Below are 17049 nucleotides of genomic sequence, written 5' to 3' on the forward strand. Positions count from 1 at the left end.
CTGCGCCCTCGCCCCCGTTTGTGGCTGCGCCCCCGTCCGCCCTTGTCGCGGGCTGCGCTCCCGCCGCCGTTTGTGGCTGCGCCCCACCCCTCGTTGTGGGCTTCGCCCTCGCCCCCGCTTGTGGCTGCGCCCCACCCCTCGTTGTGGGCTTCGCCCTTGTCCCTGTTTGTGGCTGCGCCCCTCGCCCGTCGTGGGCATGGCGCTGTGGGCTGCGCCCTCGCTCCGCCCACCCGTTGTGGGCAATCGTTCCGCTGGGGCGGAACGGGTGGGCACAACGGACGGCGCCCCGTGCCGGGCCCAGGCTTCCGGGCCTGTACCCGCACCACGTGGTGCGACGCCGTACCGGTGCGGGTCCAGGCGCGAGGGGCGGAGGCGCCGCCGAGGGCGCCGTCCCGTGTGCCCACCCGTCCCGCCCAGCGGGACGATTGCCCACACGGAGGGTGGGCGAAGGCCCACACGGCAGCGGGCGAAGGCCCACCACAGGGAGGGCGCGGTGGGCGGCAGCCCAGGCGGGTGTAGGCCCACACGGCGGCGGGCGAAGGCCCACGCGGCGGGGGGCGCGGGGCCGTACGGCGAGGGGTGTGGGTCCACACGGGGACGCGGGCCGCATGGCGGGGGCATGGGTCCGCACGGCGGGGGAGGTAGCGGGTGCGGGCTCGCGCGGGGGCGTGGGCGTGGGCCCGCACCGGGGGCGCGGGTCCGCACGGGGGTGCGGGTCCGCACGGGGTGCGGCGGGCGCGGGCTCGTGTGGGGGCGTGGGCGTAGGCCCGCACTGGGGGGGCGTGGGGTGGGCTCGTACCGGGGGCGTGTGGCGGGGGCGGGGTCGCGCGGGGCGGTGGGCGTAGGTCCGTACCGGGGGTGTGGGGCGGGCTCGGAGCGGGGGTGTGGGGGAGGGGCGGGTGGGGGGAGGTATGCCCACAAGGTGTTGGTAAGGGGAGGGGGTGGGCGGGCGTAGCCTCGGGGGCATGAACTCGTACGGATCGTTTCCCGGAGCGCGGCCGCGGCGGCTGCGGACGACGCCCGCCATGCGACGGATGGTGGCCGAGACGCGGCTGGATCCCGCCGATCTGATCCTGCCCGCGTTCGTGCGGGAGGGGATCGCGGAGCCGGTGCCGATCCAGGCGATGCCGGGGGTCGTACAGCACACGCGGGACACGCTGCGGAAGGCCGCGGTGGAGGCGCTGGAGGCCGGGGTCTCCGGGATCATGCTCTTCGGGGTGCCCGAGGACGCGAAGAAGGACGCCGCCGGCACGGTGGGGACGGACCCGGACGGGATCCTGCAGGTCGCCATCCGGGACGTGAAGGCCGAGGTCGGGGACGAGCTGGTCATCATGTCGGACCTGTGCCTCGACGAGTACACCGATCACGGCCACTGCGGTGTCCTGGACGCCGACGGCCGGGTCGACAACGACGCCACGCTGGAGCGCTACGCCGAGATGGCGCAGGTCCAGGCCGACGCCGGCGTCCATGTCGTGGGCCCCTCCGGGATGATGGACGGCCAGGTCGGCGTGGTCCGGGACGCCCTGGACACCATCGGCAAGGAGGACGTGTCGATCCTCGCGTACACCGCGAAGTACTCCTCCGCCTTCTACGGCCCCTTCCGCGAGGCCGTCGGCTCCTCCCTCAAGGGCGACCGCAAGACCTACCAGCAGGACCCGGCGAACGTCCGCGAGTCCCTGCGCGAGCTCGCGCTGGACCTGGAGGAGGGGGCCGACATGGTGATGGTCAAGCCGGCCGGCCCCTACCTGGACATCCTCGCCAAGGTCGCCGGGTCGGTGGACGTGCCGGTCGCCGCGTACCAGATCAGCGGGGAGTACTCGATGGTGGAGGCCGCGGCCGAGAGGGGCTGGATCGACCGGGACAAGGCGATCCTGGAGACCCTGACCGGCATCCGGCGGGCCGGCGCGCAGATGATCCTGACCTACTGGGCCACCGAGGTCGCCCAGAAGCTCACCGCCGCGCGCCGCTAGCCCCAGCGTCGTCGGTCAGGCCGTCCGCCCTGCGCCGTCGGTCAGGCCGGGCCGCCCCGCCCCGGCGGTCAGGTCGGGCCGCCGCCCTGCTCGGTTCGACTGATGAGGCGCATCCCGGCCCCTGCTCTCCTCAGTCCCACCAGAAGCTCCAGGCCGGGCTGTCGAGGAGGGCTTCCCGGGCGTAGGCGCGGAGGTCGTCGTGGTCGCCCTGGGTGATGTTGTCCGGGGCGAAGGCGAAGTGCTCCGCGGCCACCGCTTCGGCCTCCTCCGCCGTGCGGGGCGGGGCCGCGACCGAGAGCAGGAGCCGGCCCGGGGTGAGGGCGACGACGCGGGCGCCGAAACGGTCCTCCCAGGAGCGCAGCACCGCGCAGAGGCGGGCCACGTCGTTCTCGTGGTTGAGGGGACCGGTCCAGCCGATGACCGCCGGTATGTCGGCACTGCGCCGGGCGTGGACGAGAGCCGGGCGCGCGTCCTCCAGCCAGGAGCCGGGTTCCGTGAGGGCCTCGGCGACGGCGGCGGCCGCCTCGTCCGGGTCGGCGCACAGCGCGAGCTCCGGGGACGGGCCCGGCCAGCCGGCGGCGAAGGGGGCGACGATCTCCGCGTAACCGGGCTGGGGGCCGAACACCGCCTCGACGGCGGCGGTCATCGCGGGGTCCCGCTCGTCCTCCGGTATCTCGGCGTCCGCGTAGGCGCCCCAGAGCTCCGCGAGGACCTCGTAGGCGTCGTGGTCGGCCGGGTCGCTCATCCGCTCCGGCATCAGATGCCAGTCGTCCAGGTCGGCGGAACCGCCCAGGAGCACCGGCAGGAGGCCCGCCGTTCGGGCGGCCGGGCGCAGCGCCGCCCACGCGTCGGGGCCGGCCGGCCCGCGTCCCGACCAGAGGTACGGGGCGTCCGCCGGGCCCGCGAGCGTGCCGGGCGGCAGGTCGAGGCCGAGGGAACGGCCGGTCGGATCGGACACGAGCCTGGGCAGCTGGTTCTGGATCATCGCCATGACGAGAAGGTACGGGGCGGCACCGACAACGGGCGCCGGCCTTCGGGGCCGGCCCGGACGCGGGCCCGGCGCGGGCTCCGGGTGGGGGCCCAGTGGTGGGGGCGAGTGGTGGGGGTGCGGGGGACGGCGCACTCTGGAGGGGTAGCCGACAGGTACCTCGGTGGAGGTGGTCCTCATGATGCACACGCTTGTCGGATGGCATGTGGAGATGGAGTTCGAGGAGGACGGCGACCGGACGCGGGCCGCCGCGATGGTCAGGCTCACCGACGGGACCGAGTTCCGCTCGCACGGACACGCCAAGCGGCACCACACGGACGCCGGGCAGCTCCGGGTGGGCGAGGAGATCGCCGGGGCACGCGCGCTGATGGACCTGGCCTCGCAGCTGCTCCAGAAGGCGCACAAGGAGATCGACGAGGCCTCGGGCCGGACCTCGCACAGCATCCGTTGACGACGAAGCCCCCGGCACGGGAGACCGTGCCGGGGGCTTTGCCTCAGGGGATCAGAGGCGCTCGGGCGTCCGGATGCCCAGCAGGGCCATGCCCTGGTGGAGCGTGCGGGCCGTCAGGTCGCAGAGGAAGAGGCGGTTCTCCGCGACCTCCTGGGCCGGCTCCGGCTTGATGACCGGGCACTGGTCGTAGAACGTCGTGTACAGCGAGGCGAGCTGGTACAGGTACGCGCACAGCTTGTGCGGCGCGTACTCGGCCGCGGCCTCCGACACCGTCTCGGCGAACCGGTCCAGGTGCAGACCGAGCGCGCGCTCCGCAGGCGCCAGCTCCAGCTCCGGGTGGGCGGCGGGAGTGCGGTCCCCGGCCTTGCCGAAGATCGACTTGATCCGCGCGTACGCGTACTGGAGGTACACCGACGTGTCGCCGTTCAGCGACACCATCTGGTCCAGGTCGAACTTGTAGTCCCGCGCGGCCGACGTCGACAGGTCGGCGTACTTGACCGCGCCGATGCCGACGTACTGGCCGTTCTCGACGATCTCCGTCTCGGACAGGCCCACCTTCTCGGCCTTCTCGCGGACGACCGCCGTCGCCCGGTCGACGGCCTCGTCGAGCAGGTCCACCAGCCGGACCGTCTCGCCCTCACGGGTCTTGAACGGCTTGCCGTCCTTGCCGAGGACCGTGCCGAAGGCCAGCTGGACGGCCTTGACCTCGTCGTTCAGCCAGCCGGCCCGGCGGGCCGTCTCGAAGACCATCTTGAAGTGCAGCGACTGCCGGGCGTCCACCACGTACAGCAGGGAGGTCGCCTTCAGGTTCTGCACCCTGTCGCGGATCGCGGACAGGTCCGTCGCCGCGTAACCGAAGCCGCCGTCGGACTTCTGGACGATCAGCGGCGTCGGGTTGCCGTCCGGGCCCTTCACGTCGTCGAAGAAGACGCACAGCGCACCCTCGGAACGGACGGCGACGCCCGACTCCTCCAGGATGCGGCAGGTCTCCGTCAGCATCTCGTTGTAGCCCGACTCGCCGACGACGTCGCCGTCCCGGATGTCCATGTCGAGCTTGTCGAAGACCGAGTAGAAGTAGATCTTCGACTCGTCGACGAACCGCTGCCAGAGCGCGAGGGTCCTCTCGTCTCCGGCCTGGAGGTCCACCACGCGCGCGCGGGCCCGCGTCTTGAACTCCTCGTCGGAGTCGAACAGGGCACGCGAGGCCTTGTAGAGCCTGTTCAGGTTCGACATGGCCTCCTCGCCGGAGACCTCCGCGCCGCCCTCGTCCTTGTGGTCCAGCTCGTGCGGGTGCTCGATCAGGTACTGGATGAGCATGCCGAACTGGGTGCCCCAGTCGCCGATGTGGTGGCGGCGGACCACCGTCTCGCCCGTGAACTCCAGGATCTCGACCATCGCGGCGCCGATCACGGCCGACCGCAGGTGGCCGACGTGCATCTCCTTCGCCACGTTCGGCTGGGCGTAGTCGATCACCGTGGTGCCGGCCGACTCGCTGAACGGGACACCGAGACGCGCGTCGGCCGCGCGGGCCGCCAGGGTCTCGACGATCGCCCGGTCGGTGACCGTGATGTTCAGGAAGCCGGGCCCGGAGACCTCGATCTCCTTCAGCACGTCGTTCGCCGGGATCGCCTCGACGACCTTCGTCGCCAGCTCCCGCGGGTTGCCCTTCAGCTGCTTGGCCAGCGCCAGGATGCCGTTGGCCTGGAAGTCGGCCCGGTCGCTTCGTCGCAGCAGCGGGTCGGCGGACGCGGCGTCCGGCAGAGCCGCCGAGAGGCCGTCCGCGAGGCGCTGCTGCACGGTCGAAGCGAGGGAAGGGACCGAGGCCATGAGCTTCCGTTCCTGTTGAGTCCGTCAGGTCTGATTCGCCCGTCAAGTGTCCCACGGGAGCGCAACGCGATTTCCCCGCCTGTGGACGACCCGGAGCCCGTCCTGTGGACGACCCCGAGCTCCTCCTGTGGACGACCGGGAACCCGTACGGCCGAAGCCCGGGAACCCGTACGGTCGACACCCGGGAACCCGTCCCGTGGACGCCCCGGAACCCCGCCTGTGGACGACTCGGAGAGCCCGTCCTGTGGACAACCTCGGAGACCGCTCGTCCGTCTGGGAGAATGGCTTCACGTAGGGCTGTCAGGCAGAACCCCTCAGGAAGAAGGACGTACCGACCGTGGCTCAGAGCAGCACCGAGACCGACTGGGTCTCCCGTTTCGCGGACGAGGTCATCGCCGAGTCGGAGCGACGTGCGCCTGGCAAACCGGTCGTCGTCGCCTCCGGCCTCTCCCCGTCCGGCCCGATCCACCTGGGCAACCTCCGCGAGGTCATGACCCCGCACCTGGTCGCCGACGAGATCCGCCGCCGCGGACACCAGGTCCGGCACCTCATCTCCTGGGACGACTACGACCGCTACCGCAAGGTGCCCAACGGCATCGAGGGCATCGACGCGTCCTGGGCCGAGCACATCGGCAAGCCGCTGACCTCCGTCCCGGCCCCCGCCGGCTCGCCCCACCCCAACTGGGCCGAGCACTTCAAGGCCGCCATGGTCGAGGCCCTGGCCGAGCTGGGCGTCGAGTACGACCCCATCAGCCAGACCGAGCAGTACACCGCGGGCGCCTACCGCGAGCAGATCCTGCACGCCATGAAGCACCGCGGCGACATCGACGCCATCCTCGACCAGTACCGGACGAAGAAGGCGCCCAAGAAGCAGTCGCAGAAGCCCCTGGACGAGGCCGAACTCGAGGCCGAGGAGGGCTCCGGCGCGGCGAGCGAGGACGACGGCTCCGGCGGCACCTCCGGCTACTTCCCGTACAAGCCGTACTGCGGCCGGTGCGAGAAGGACCTCACGGCCGTCACCTCGTACGACGACGAGACCACCGAGCTCGCCTACACCTGCACCGACTGCGGCTTCGCCGAGACCGTCAAGCTCAGCGAGTTCAACCGCGGCAAGCTGGTCTGGAAGGTCGACTGGCCCATGCGCTGGGCCTACGAGGGCGTCATCTTCGAGCCCTCAGGCGTCGACCACTCCTCGCCCGGCTCGTCCTTCGTCGTCGGCGGCCAGATCGTCCGCGACGTCTTCGACGGCGTCCAGCCCATCGGCCCCATGTACGCCTTCGTGGGCATCAGCGGCATGGCCAAGATGTCCTCCTCGAAGGGCGGCGTTCCCACCGCGTCCGACGCCCTGAAGATCATGGAGCCGCAGCTCCTGCGCTGGCTCTACGCCCGCCGCAAGCCCAACCAGTCCTTCAAGATCGCCTTCGACCAGGAGATCCAGCGGCTCTACGACGAGTGGGACAAGCTGGAGGCCAAGGTCGCCGACGGCAGCGTGCTGCCCGCCGACGCCGCCGCGCACTCCCGCGCCGCCCGCACCGCCGCGGGCGAGCTCCCCCGCACGCCCCGCCCGCTGCCCTACCGGACCCTCGCCTCGGTCATGGACATCACCGCCGGCCATGACGAGCAGACCCTCCGCATCCTGACCGAACTCGACCCCGAGAACCCGGTCACCACCCTCGACGAGGTCCGGCCGCGCCTCGACCGCGCCGAGAACTGGATCACCAACCAGGTCCCGGCCGACCAGCGCACCATCGTCCGCGACGAGCCCGACGCCGAGCTCCTCGGCTCCCTCGACGACGAAGGCCGCGAGTCGCTCCGGCTCCTCCTGGAGGGCCTCGACACCCACTGGTCGCTCGACGGGCTCACCACGCTCGTCTACGGCGTCCCCAAGGTCATGGCCGGACTCGACCCCGAGGCCAAGCCCACGCCCGAGCTGAAGCTCGCCCAGCGTGCCTTCTTCGCCCTGCTCTACAAGCTCCTCGTGAGCCGGGAGACCGGACCCCGCCTGCCCACGCTGCTCCTCGCGGTCGGAGCGGACCGGGTGCGCAAGCTCCTCGGCGCGTAAGCGAACGAGCACGTGAGCACGTGAAGAGGGCCGCCCCCGGACTCCGGGAGCGGCCCTCTTCATGTGCGCGTCACGGTCCCGCGAGGCGCCGGCCCACTCCGCGGTCCCGCGGGGTGCCAGGCGTACCCCCGGGCCCTACGGGATGTCGACGTCGGCCCGCGCCTGCTGCACCCGCTGCTCCGCCCGCGGGACGGCCTGCCGCAGCAGATCGATGTCGGACGCCGGGAACTCCTGGAGGCCGTACTGCTCGGCCACCAGCTGTGCCAGCTCCGCCTCGCTCGGGGCCTGCCCGTACTCGATCACGTACGTCTCCAGGACCTTGTAGACGACGTCCTCGAACTCCTCGTCCCGCGGCTCCCGCGGCTGCTCCTCGACGTACTCCGGGTACTCGACGAACTCCTCGGGTCCCGGCGGCGGCACGTCCTCCGGCCCCATCGGCACCGGCACGGGCATGGGCTCCAGGCCCTCGACGATCTGCGGGTTGTACGTGCCCTCGTACGTCTCCGGGGTGACCTGCTGGGTGTCGAACCACGGGCTGTCGTGGTTCACCGGCACCTGCTGCGCGTCCGCCGGCGGAAGCCCCGGGTGAGGGAGCTGCTGCGGCACCGCGCCGTGCGGAACCGGCGGCATCGGCCGGGACCCCTCCGGCTGCTGAAGCAACTGGGGCTGCTGGGGCTGCTGAGGAAGCAGCGGCTGCGGGGACTGGGCCGGCAGCACCGCCGGCTCGATGCCCGCCGCCGCCAGACCCGCCGGAGCGGTCTCGGCCAGCGGAACGCCGTACCGCGCCAGACGCAGCGGCATCAGGGCCTCGACCGGCGCCTTGCGCCGCCAGCTGCGGCCGTAACGCGCCTGCAGACGAGCCTGGTAGATCAGCCGCTCCTGCTCCAGCTTGATCACCTGCTCGTACGAGCGAAGCTCCCACAGCTTCATACGGCGCCACAGCCGGAACGTCGGCACCGGCGACAGCAGCCAGCGGGTGATCCGCACGCCCTCCATGTGCTTGTCGGCCGTGATGTCCGCGATCCGGCCCACCGCGTGCCGCGCGGCCTCGACCGCCACGACGAACAGCACCGGGATCACCGCGTGCATGCCGACGCCCAGCGGGTCGGGCCACGCCGCCGCGCCGTTGAACGCGATCGTCGCGGCCGTGAGCACCCACGCCGTCTGACGCAGCAACGGGAACGGGATCCGCAGCCACGTCAGCAGCAGGTCCAGCGCCAACAGCACACAGATGCCCGCGTCGATGCCGATGGGGAAGAAGTACGAGAAGTTGCCGAAGCCCTTTTGCAGGGCAAGTTCACGCACGGCGGCGTACGAGCCCGCGAAGCCGATCCCCGCGATGATCAGCGCACCGGCGATGACGAGGCCGATGAGTATTCGGTGTGTGCGTGTCAGCTGCATCGCGGCCACCCGCGATCCCTCCCGTCAAACGACATCCGGCGCGCACAGAGTGGCACATGTGCGCGAAACCCGGCCCTCGGGGGAGGGACGGGCTCCGCTTGAATATGCCGATCCGTGCGGGTCTCTACCTACTTGTTCGCCGCCGCGACCGCCGCCACGGCCTCCTTCGCCGCCCTCACGGCGCCTTCCATGATCTGCTTGTCCGTCGGCCCGATGGCCCCCGCGTATCCGGCGCCGTTGTACGAAAGAAGGACGAGGACGTTGCCCGTGCGCGCCACGACCGAGGCGTACACGAAGTCCTCGTCCGTCTTGCGCAGCTGGTACCCGACGGCCTGCGCCTCGTCGCCGATGCCCGCGGCCGTCGTGGTGCGGAGCTTCTTGGCGCCCGGGGTCTCCTGGACCTTGGCGAGCTCCTTCGCCAGGTTCTCCTGGGCGCGGTCCTGGCCGCTGCCGAGCGAGGGGTCCGAGTCGTACCGGTAGAAGGACACGTCGAGCCAGCGGTAGTGCGAGCCGTGGACGCCCTTGTCCTCCAGGCCGTTCCACGAGCAGCCGCCCCGGCTGGCCAGGTCGCTGGAGACGGCCGGCGTGCCGTTCTTCGTCTTCGCCTTGGGGACCAGCGCGCCCGTCGTCCTGGCGGAGATCGACTTGCAGACGTCGGGCAGCTTCGCGAACCTCGCGGGCTCCACCGTCTTCGTCGACTGCTTCGGCGTCGGAGTCGCGGACGCGGACGCCTTCGCCCCGCCCTGAGCCTTCCCGGAGTCGCCGGAGTCGGAGGAGCAGCCGGCGGCGACGAGCATCACCGGGACGGCGGCGCAGGCGAGTATGCGGGAGAGGCGCGGAGCTGATCGCTGCATGGTTCCTTCAGTCGCTTGTCGTACGGTCCGGCCGGCGGTCCGGTGGTGATCGGCCATGGCCGTGGCCACGGGGGCGGTCACGGGTACGCCGACACGTTACGTGGTCCCCGTCCGCTCACGGAGCGGAGCGGATCGGCTACTCCTCCAGCCGCTCGGCGAGCAGCCGGGCCAGATTCCGGGCCTTTTCCTGCAGTTCCCTGCTGTCGGGGGCCTCGGCGGAACCCGTCGTCTGCTCCCGGTAGGACACCGTCACGATCACGTTGGATGTGCGGAACACCACGCTGACGGTCCGCTGATGCCCGTTCGCGCCGACCCTGCTCAGGGCGTCGTCGAGGTACGCGGTCTCGCCGAGGTCGCCGAGGAGACGCGGTTCGAGGCCGGTGGACGTGGCGGTGGGCGTGGGGTCGGCCGACCCGGACGGGGTGGTGCCCGGCGTCGGCGCCTTGGTCGTCGGAAGCCTGCCCGGAGGCGAGAGCGGGACCCCGGCCGTGACCGCCATCGTGCCCGTCGTCGGCGCGGCCGGCGGCGTCGTGGCGGGCGGGGTCGTCGCCGAGGGTGACGGGGGAGTGGTGGCCGCCAGGGGGATGCCCGCCTCCAGCTGCTTGGCGGTGAACACCGACTGGGCGCGGTCCGCGTCGCTGATGGTGGCGTCGTACGAGACGACCCGCTCGACGTCGAGCGTGAGCCGGTGCGAGGTGTCGGGCGTGTCGGCCCGCCAGGTGCAGCCGACACGCCGGTCGGTGTCGTACGTGACGGCGGCCGTACCGCGGTACGCCTTGTCCCGCTCGGCGTCGGGCAGTGAGGCGGCGCCCGGGAGCAGGTCCTTGAGAGTGGCCTGCGGGACGGAGCCGCAGGGCTCGAAGAGGGTGCGGTAGCGGCCGGGCGGCACGACGGGAGCGGCCGGGCCCGCCTTGGCGTCGACGGTGACGTCGTCCGTGGGGGTACCGGCGGAGCAGCCGGTGAGGCCGAGCCCCAGGCCGAGGCCGAGGACGCTGGTGAGGACGACGGCGGTCCGAGCCGTGGGCCCGGTGCGGCCGGGGGCGTACCTCTTTCGCTGCACGGTCCCAGGCTCCCTTCTCCCGAAGTCTTTCCCGAAAACTGTTTGCCGCGCGAACCCGGCTGATGGACACAATGTCTATCGCACACGCAGCTGTTGATGCCGGTCCGCTGTCACCTGTACGGGCTTTGGCGCCGGTTTTTGCGTTATCTGACTTTTCGGGGGAATCGAGGAAGTATGTCGTACGTAGAGGTACCGGGCGCGAACGTGCCGATCCGCATGTGGGCCGACCCCGCCACGGTCGAGGGCGGCGCCATGCAGCAGCTGCGCAACGTGGCCACCCTCCCCTGGATCAAGGGCCTCGCCGTCATGCCGGACGTCCACTACGGCAAGGGCGCCACGGTGGGTTCCGTGATCGCCATGCAGGACGCGGTCTGTCCCGCTGCCGTGGGCGTCGACATCGGCTGCGGCATGTCCGCGGTCAAGACCTCCCTCACCGAGAACGACCTGCCCGGCGACCTCTCCCGGCTCCGCTCGAAGATCGAGCAGGCCATCCCGGTGGGCCGGGGGATGCACCGCTCGGAGGTGGATCCGGGCCGGCTCTTCCAGTTCCCGACGGCGGGGTGGGACGACTTCTGGTCGCGGTTCGACGGCGTGGCGGACGCGGTGAAGTTCCGCCGGGAGCGGGCCGCGCTGCAGATGGGGACGCTGGGCGCGGGCAACCACTTCGTGGAGTTCTGCGTCGACACGGAGGGCTCGGTGTGGCTGATGCTGCACTCCGGGTCCCGGAACATCGGCAAGGAGCTTGCCGAGCACCACATCGGCGAGGCGCGCAAGCTTCCGCACAACCAGGGCCTCGTCGACCGCGACCTGGCGGTCTTCGTCGCGGACACCCCGCAGATGGCGGCCTACCGGCACGACCTGTTCTGGGCGCAGGAGTACGCGAAGTACAACCGCGCGATCATGATGGCGCTGTTCCAGGAGGTCGTCCGCCGGGAGTTCCGCAAGGCGCGGGTGACCTTCGACCCGGTGATCTCCTGCCATCACAACTACGTGGCGGAGGAGCGGTACGAGGGCATGGACATGCTGGTCACCCGCAAGGGCGCGATCCGGGCCGGCTCCGGGGAGTTCGGGATCATCCCGGGCTCGATGGGCACGGGCTCGTACATCGTGAAGGGCCTGGGGAACGCGGCGTCCTTCAACTCGGCCTCGCACGGCGCGGGCCGGAAGATGAGCCGCAGCGAGGCGAAGCGGCGCTTCTCGACGCGGGACCTGGAGGAGCAGACGCGGGGCGTGGAGTGCCGTAAGGACTCCGGTGTCGTCGACGAGATCCCGGGCGCCTACAAGCCGATCGAGAAGGTCATCGACCAGCAGCGCGACCTGGTGGAGGTCGTCGCGAAGCTGAAGCAGGTCATCTGTGTGAAGGGCTGACCGCGGGAGGAAGGGACGGGGTGCCGCCGAGGCGGCGCCCCGTCCCTTTCCCGTGCCCGGGTCAGAGTTCGCGGTGGACCTTGGTGTTGGAGGCCTGGGCGCGGGGGCGGACGACGAGGAGGTCGATGTTGACGTGCGGGGGGCGGGTGCAGGCCCAGGTGATGGTGTCGGCCACGTCGTCGGCGGTGAGGGGCTCGGCGACGCCGGCGTAGACCTTGGCGGCCTTGTCGGTGTCGCCGCGGAAGCGGGTGGTGGCGAACTCCTCGGTCTTGACCATGCCGGGGGCGATCTCGATGACGCGGACGGGGGTGCCGACGATCTCGAGGCGGAGGGTCTCGGCGAGGACGCGGGCGCCGTTCTTGGCGGCGACGTAGCCGGCGCCGCCTTCGTAGGTGGAGTGGCCGGCGGTGGAGGAGAGGACGACGACCGTGCCGTCGCCGCCGGCGGTGAGGGCGGGGAGCAGGGCCTGGGTGACGTTCAGGGTGCCGATGACGTTGACCTCGTACATCTGACGCCAGTCGGCGGGGTCGCCGGTGGCGACGGGGTCGGCGCCGAGGGCGCCGCCGGCGTTGTTGACGAGGACGGCGAGGGTGCGGAAGGCGGTGGCGAACTCGTCGACGGCGGCGCGGTCGGTGACGTCGAGGGCGTAGGCGGCGGCCTGGTGGCCGGCTTCGTTGATCTCGGCGGCGAGGGCCTCGATGCGGTCCTTGCGGCGGGCGGTGAGGACCACGCGGTAGCCGGCGGCGGCCAGCTGCCTGGCCGTGGCGGCGCCGATTCCGCTGCTTGCTCCGGTGATGACGGCGATGGGGGTACCGGGGCCGGTCATGACGTGCTCCTCGCGCAGGTGGTCGATTACGTCGATCGCCCGGTCAGGATAGGTGTGCTCGGGGGGGCGTCGGCTCCGTGGGGCGGGTGGGGTGGGGGCGGGTGCCCGGGACACGCGGACTGATGGGTTGTCAGAAGATGTGATGTTAGGTCGGTATTTTGGGCCTATGCGTGGATTGCGGAAGAGTGTGCTCGGGGTCGCTCTCGCGGCCGCGGTGGTGGTGGGCGTGGGCGGGAGTGCCGGCGCCGCGGGGCCGAAGGCCGGGCCCGAGGCCGATCTGTCCCATCACGGTCATGTCTCCCTGTGGGACGGGCGTCTCGGGGTGTGGTTGGTCAGTGAGAACCACGGGCCGTCCGACCTCTTCCAGGCGACCGTCCGGCTCGCCTTCTCCGAGCCGATGGCGGGTGGCCAGGAGCTCCCGCCGGCCTGTCTGTGGAGCAGTGACCGGGTGGTGTCCTGCCGGACCGGTGAGCTGCGGGCCGTGGGGGGTGTCGGGGAGCTGGCGCTGGATCTGCGGACGGCCGGCATGCCGGACGAGCTGACGGTGGACGTCACCACGGCCTGGCGGGACGGGGCGGTTGACCGGAACCCGCGCAATGACCGGCACCGGGTCCTGGTGCTCGCGACCGGTGACCCGTATGTGTTCTGAGGTCCTGGGCCGGTGAGGGTCGGTGGCCGCCCGGTGGCCGGCGGGGCGGCCGGTGAGCGCCGCCGGGGGTGACCGGTGCGTGCGGGCGTTCAGTGGTCGGCCGAGTAGACGTAGCCGTCGGGGCGGACGAGGACGGTGGAGCGCTTCGCCGGGTCCGTCCAGGTGGCCCGGGTGAGGTGTTCGAGGGTGACGGGGGCGGTCGGGGGCAGGGTGGCGGGTGCTCCTTCCGGGGTGATCAGGACGAAGTCGCCGTGGCGGAGGAGTTCGTAGAGGCGCCCTTCGCGCAGGGGGACGTCGGGCGCGCGGCGGCCGGAGGGGCGGCCGGTGCCGGGTGCGGGCGGGTACGCGATGCCGATTCCGCTGATCATGCCCATGGCCCGGGAGGTGGCGGGCCGGATCGCGCTCAGGAGGCGGGCGGCGAGGGTGCGGGCGGCGCGGGTGAGCGGGGTGTGGGCCATCGCGAGGCGCACGATGGCGCCGCTGCTGCGGAGTACGGCGGCGCCGACGGGGTGGCGCTCGGACTGGTAGCCGTCGAGGAGGGCCTCGGCGTCGGGTGCCTCGCCCCGGAGGACGGCGACGAGCTTCCAGGAGAGGTTGGCGGCGTCCTGGAGGCCGGTGTTCATGCCCTGGCCGCCGGCGGGGGAGTGGACGTGGGCGGCGTCCCCGGCGAGGAAGACCCGGCCGACGCGGTAGGTCGGGGCCTGGCGCTCGTCGCTGTGGAAGCGGGAGATCCAGCGGGCGTCGTGCATGCCGAGGTCGGTTCCGAGGGCGCGCCGGGCGATGTCGCGGACCTCGTCGAGATCGACGGGCTCGCTGTCGGGGACCTGGCGGGTGCGGTCCCAGCCCATGACCCGGTACCAGCCGTCGCCGAAGGGGGCGAGGAAGGCGAAGGTGTCTCCCGAGCCGCTGACGGTGAAGGACTCGGCGGGCTCCTCCGTGAGGCGGACGTCGGCGAGGACGATGGAGCGGATCACGGAGCGGCCGGGGAAGGGCAGGCCGAGGGCGGAGCGGACGGCGCTGCGGACGCCGTCGGTGCCGACGAGGTGGCGGGCGCGGAGGGTGAGCGGGCCGTCGGGGCCGGTGAGGTCGGCGGTGACCGTGTCGGCGTCCTGGTGCAGTCCGCGGAGCTCGGTCTCGTACCGGAAGGTGACGCCTGCGGCCGTCGCGCGGCGCTCCAGGAGGCGCTCGACCTCGTACTGCGGGGTGACGAGCAGGTGGTTGAAGCGGGTGGCGAGGCGGGTCAGGTCGAGGTCGAGGTGGCCGAAGAGGCGGGCGTGGGTGAGGGTCGTGCCGGTGGCGAGGAGGTCATCGGCGAGGCCGCGGGCGTCGAGCTGCTCCAGGGTGCGGGCGTGGACGCCGAAGGCCCGGGTGAGGTTGCCGAGGCCGTGCGGGCGGCGCTCGGCGAGGGTGACGCCGATGCCGGCGACGGCCAGGTCGCCGGCGAGGAGCAGACCGGTGGGGCCGGCGCCGATGACGAGTACGTCCGTGTCCGTGGTGGTGCTCATGGCTGCCTCCAGGAGTGTCCACGCTCGTTGGCCAACGGTTGTTTGCCAACGCTCGTTGACTACGGTAGAGGTGGCCCTGATGGCATGTCAACACCTGTTGGCCTACAGTCGTTGGTATGACGACCGTCCGCCGTTCCGACGCCACCCGGGCCGCCATCCTCGAGGCCGCGCGCGAGCGCTTCGCCTCCGACGGGTACGAGCGCGCCACCATCCGGGCCATCGCCCGTGACGCCGGGATCGATCCGTCGATGGTCATGCGCTACTACGGCAACAAGGAGGGGCTGTTCGCGGCCGCCTCGGAGATCGAGCTCGACCTCCCCGAGCTGGGATCCCTGCCGGCGCGGCACATCGGGTCCGTCCTCGTCACCCACTTCCTGGAGCGCTGGGAGCGGGACGAGGTCCTGACCGGGATGCTGCGCGTGGGGGTCACCAACGAGGCCGGGGCCGCGCGCATGCAGGCGGTCTTCGCCCGGCAGCTCGGGCCCGTCACCCGGGGCGTCTGCCCCGATCCGGACCAGGCCCCGCGCCGGGCCGCGCTGGTGGCGTCCCAGATCCTCGGGATGGCGCTCGCGCGCTATGTGCTGCGGCTGCCGCCGGCCGTCGAGATGTCCACCGACGAGATCGTCGCCTGGCTGGGCCCGACCGTGCAGCGCTATCTGACGGCGGAAGCACCCTGACGCGGCGGTTCCTGGGTCGTACAATCTCTGCATGACGCAGAAGAGTTCCGTCCGGCGTGACGCCCTGATGACCGAGCTGTACGGGGAGGCCCGCCGCTACATGGCCGCGTACGCCCTGTTCAACCAGGCCGTCGCCGACCATCTGGGGCTCCACCCGACCGACGTGCAGTGTCTGAACCTGCTCAGTCTGGAGGACGGCCCGGTGACCACCGGCCGGGTCGCCGAGCTGACCGGGCTCACCACGGGTTCGGCGACCAGGCTCGTCGACCGGCTCGAACGGTCCGGGTACGTGACGCGGGAGCGGGACACCGAGGACCGGCGGCGGGTCCTCGTGGCGCTCGTGCCCGCGCGGATGGCGGAGCTCGGCGACCTGTGGCGGAAGCTGAACGGGGCCTGGGGCACGATGTTCGACGTCTACAGCGACGCGGAGGTCGCCCTGCTCATCGCGCACATGCGACGGACCGTCGAGGTGAGTGCCGCACAGATCGAACGGCTGCGCGGCGGCGACCTCGGCTGACCGGCGCCGTCGGGCCGGGCGCGCCGGTCCGGTGGGGAGGGAGCGGGCCGGGGCCCGGCCCGCTTCTCCAGGCGCCGGTCAGGCGGTCGTCGCGCCGCCGAACTCCCGTACGGCGTCGGAGACGATCGCCTCCAGGCGGGCGTGGTGGGCGCCGCGCCAGTAGACCCGGCCGCAGGCCCCGCACTGGGCGAAGACGTCGTACGTCTTCTCGGTGCCCTGTTCGAGGCGCTCGCGGACGGCGTCCTTGTCGGTGTCGGTCAACTCCCCGTTGCACGCGGTGCAGCGGGTCCAGGGCGCGAGCGGCGGCGCGAACCGCTCCAGGACGTCACGGAGCTGGTCGTCGGGCCGGTCGCTGTAGACGTAGGCGCCCGCCCACAGCTCGCGGCGGCGCAGCAGGCCGCGGTCCCGCGAGAGCATGACGCGCCGCTCGCGCGCGGAGAGTGCAGCGAGGGCCGCGTCGCCGATGTCCTCGCTCTCGTACGCCGCGTCCACGCCGAGCAGGCGCAACCGGCGGGCGAGCGTGCCGAGGTGCACGTCGAGCAGGAACCTGAGCGGGGCGCCGGGCACCGGCTGCGGGCGCGTGACGTCCTCCACCTCGACCGTCTCGCCGGCGGCCGGGACGTGTGAGACGTCGACGGGGCGCCCGTCGACCAGGAGTCGTCCGGCCTCGGTGAGCGGCACCCCCAGCGACTCCACGACGTGGCCGAGCGAGGAGCTGCCGTCGGTGCTCACCGGGGTGCGGCCCGAGCGCCGCTCCGGGGCGACGAAGAGCCGCAGGCCGGGGGCGAAACTGATCTGGATCTCCGGTCCGTTCACGGGGACAGGATGTCATCGGGGCGAGGCCGTCGGCCACGGATTTCGCCCTGGCGGGTGCGGGTGCGGGTTCGGGCCGAA

Annotated in this window: 15 protein-coding genes; 7 read left to right on the plus strand and 8 right to left on the minus strand. The window is 72.1% G+C overall.

What is annotated here, in order from left to right; translation table 11 throughout:
* The first annotated feature begins 965 nt into the window (after positions 1 to 965).
* Positions 966 to 1970, plus strand: a complete 1005-nt coding sequence (gene hemB / locus AC067A_RS32095) for a porphobilinogen synthase (RefSeq protein ID WP_479246395.1) — start codon at positions 966 to 968, stop codon at positions 1968 to 1970.
* Positions 1971 to 2100: 130 nt separating this feature from the next.
* Here hemB and AC067A_RS32100 read toward each other — a convergent pair whose 3' ends face one another.
* Entirely contained in the window at positions 2101 to 2961 is an 861-nt protein-coding gene (locus AC067A_RS32100; protein WP_479246397.1) for a DUF4253 domain-containing protein, read from the minus strand.
* A 178-nt stretch (positions 2962 to 3139) separates the two neighbouring features.
* Here AC067A_RS32100 and AC067A_RS32105 point away from each other — a divergent pair, with 178 nt between their 5' ends.
* Entirely contained in the window at positions 3140 to 3409 is a 270-nt protein-coding gene (locus AC067A_RS32105) for a DUF1876 domain-containing protein (RefSeq protein ID WP_479246501.1), read from the plus strand.
* Positions 3410 to 3460: 51 nt separating this feature from the next.
* Here the strand turns inward: AC067A_RS32105 and argS are convergent, their stop codons facing one another.
* Positions 3461 to 5236: an arginine--tRNA ligase gene (gene argS, locus AC067A_RS32110; protein WP_479246399.1), complete on the minus strand. Its 1776-nt coding sequence runs from the start codon at positions 5234 to 5236 to the stop codon at positions 3461 to 3463.
* Between the two features lie 337 nt (positions 5237 to 5573).
* Between argS and lysS the strand changes: the two genes are divergently transcribed.
* On the plus strand, positions 5574 to 7298 hold the full coding sequence (gene lysS, locus AC067A_RS32115) for a lysine--tRNA ligase (RefSeq protein ID WP_479246400.1): 1725 nt from the start codon (positions 5574 to 5576) through the stop codon (positions 7296 to 7298).
* Positions 7299 to 7433: 135 nt separating this feature from the next.
* On the opposite strand, the gene AC067A_RS32120 is transcribed toward lysS, so the two are convergent.
* The 3 genes from AC067A_RS32120 to AC067A_RS32130 form a co-directional block, all read right to left on the minus strand.
* Positions 7434 to 8708, minus strand: a complete 1275-nt coding sequence (locus tag AC067A_RS32120; RefSeq protein WP_479246402.1) for a DUF2637 domain-containing protein — start codon at positions 8706 to 8708, stop codon at positions 7434 to 7436.
* Between the two features lie 119 nt (positions 8709 to 8827).
* Positions 8828 to 9553: a DUF3558 domain-containing protein gene (locus AC067A_RS32125; RefSeq protein WP_479246404.1), complete on the minus strand. Its 726-nt coding sequence runs from the start codon at positions 9551 to 9553 to the stop codon at positions 8828 to 8830.
* Between the two features lie 136 nt (positions 9554 to 9689).
* A complete protein-coding gene (locus tag AC067A_RS32130; protein ID WP_479246405.1) occupies positions 9690 to 10613 on the minus strand; it encodes a DUF3558 domain-containing protein in 924 nt (307 codons plus the stop codon).
* Between the two features lie 174 nt (positions 10614 to 10787).
* Here AC067A_RS32130 and AC067A_RS32135 point away from each other — a divergent pair, with 174 nt between their 5' ends.
* A complete protein-coding gene (locus AC067A_RS32135; protein ID WP_479246406.1) occupies positions 10788 to 11981 on the plus strand; it encodes an RtcB family protein in 1194 nt (397 codons plus the stop codon).
* A 61-nt stretch (positions 11982 to 12042) separates the two neighbouring features.
* Here AC067A_RS32135 and AC067A_RS32140 read toward each other — a convergent pair whose 3' ends face one another.
* Complete coding sequence (locus AC067A_RS32140) at positions 12043 to 12807, minus strand: SDR family NAD(P)-dependent oxidoreductase (RefSeq protein WP_479246407.1); 765 nt, start codon at positions 12805 to 12807, stop codon at positions 12043 to 12045.
* A gap of 166 nt (positions 12808 to 12973) precedes the next feature.
* On the opposite strand from AC067A_RS32140, the gene AC067A_RS32145 reads away from it, so the two are divergent.
* Positions 12974 to 13456 (plus strand): hypothetical protein, encoded by a 483-nt coding sequence (locus AC067A_RS32145; protein ID WP_479246409.1) that lies wholly within the window; start codon positions 12974 to 12976, stop codon positions 13454 to 13456.
* 89 nt (positions 13457 to 13545) lie between these two features.
* Here AC067A_RS32145 and AC067A_RS32150 read toward each other — a convergent pair whose 3' ends face one another.
* Positions 13546 to 14961, minus strand: a complete 1416-nt coding sequence (locus AC067A_RS32150; protein ID WP_479246411.1) for an FAD-dependent monooxygenase — start codon at positions 14959 to 14961, stop codon at positions 13546 to 13548.
* Between the two features lie 116 nt (positions 14962 to 15077).
* On the opposite strand from AC067A_RS32150, the gene AC067A_RS32155 reads away from it, so the two are divergent.
* Positions 15078 to 15638 (plus strand): TetR/AcrR family transcriptional regulator, encoded by a 561-nt coding sequence (locus AC067A_RS32155; protein ID WP_479246412.1) that lies wholly within the window; start codon positions 15078 to 15080, stop codon positions 15636 to 15638.
* 31 nt (positions 15639 to 15669) lie between these two features.
* Entirely contained in the window at positions 15670 to 16155 is a 486-nt protein-coding gene (locus AC067A_RS32160; RefSeq protein WP_479246414.1) for a MarR family winged helix-turn-helix transcriptional regulator, read from the plus strand.
* 78 nt (positions 16156 to 16233) lie between these two features.
* Here AC067A_RS32160 and AC067A_RS32165 read toward each other — a convergent pair whose 3' ends face one another.
* On the minus strand, positions 16234 to 16971 hold the full coding sequence (locus tag AC067A_RS32165) for a Mut7-C RNAse domain-containing protein (RefSeq protein WP_479246415.1): 738 nt from the start codon (positions 16969 to 16971) through the stop codon (positions 16234 to 16236).
* Positions 16972 to 17049 lie beyond the last annotated feature (78 nt).

Source organism: Streptomyces sp. NPDC043176, assembly GCF_056436715.1.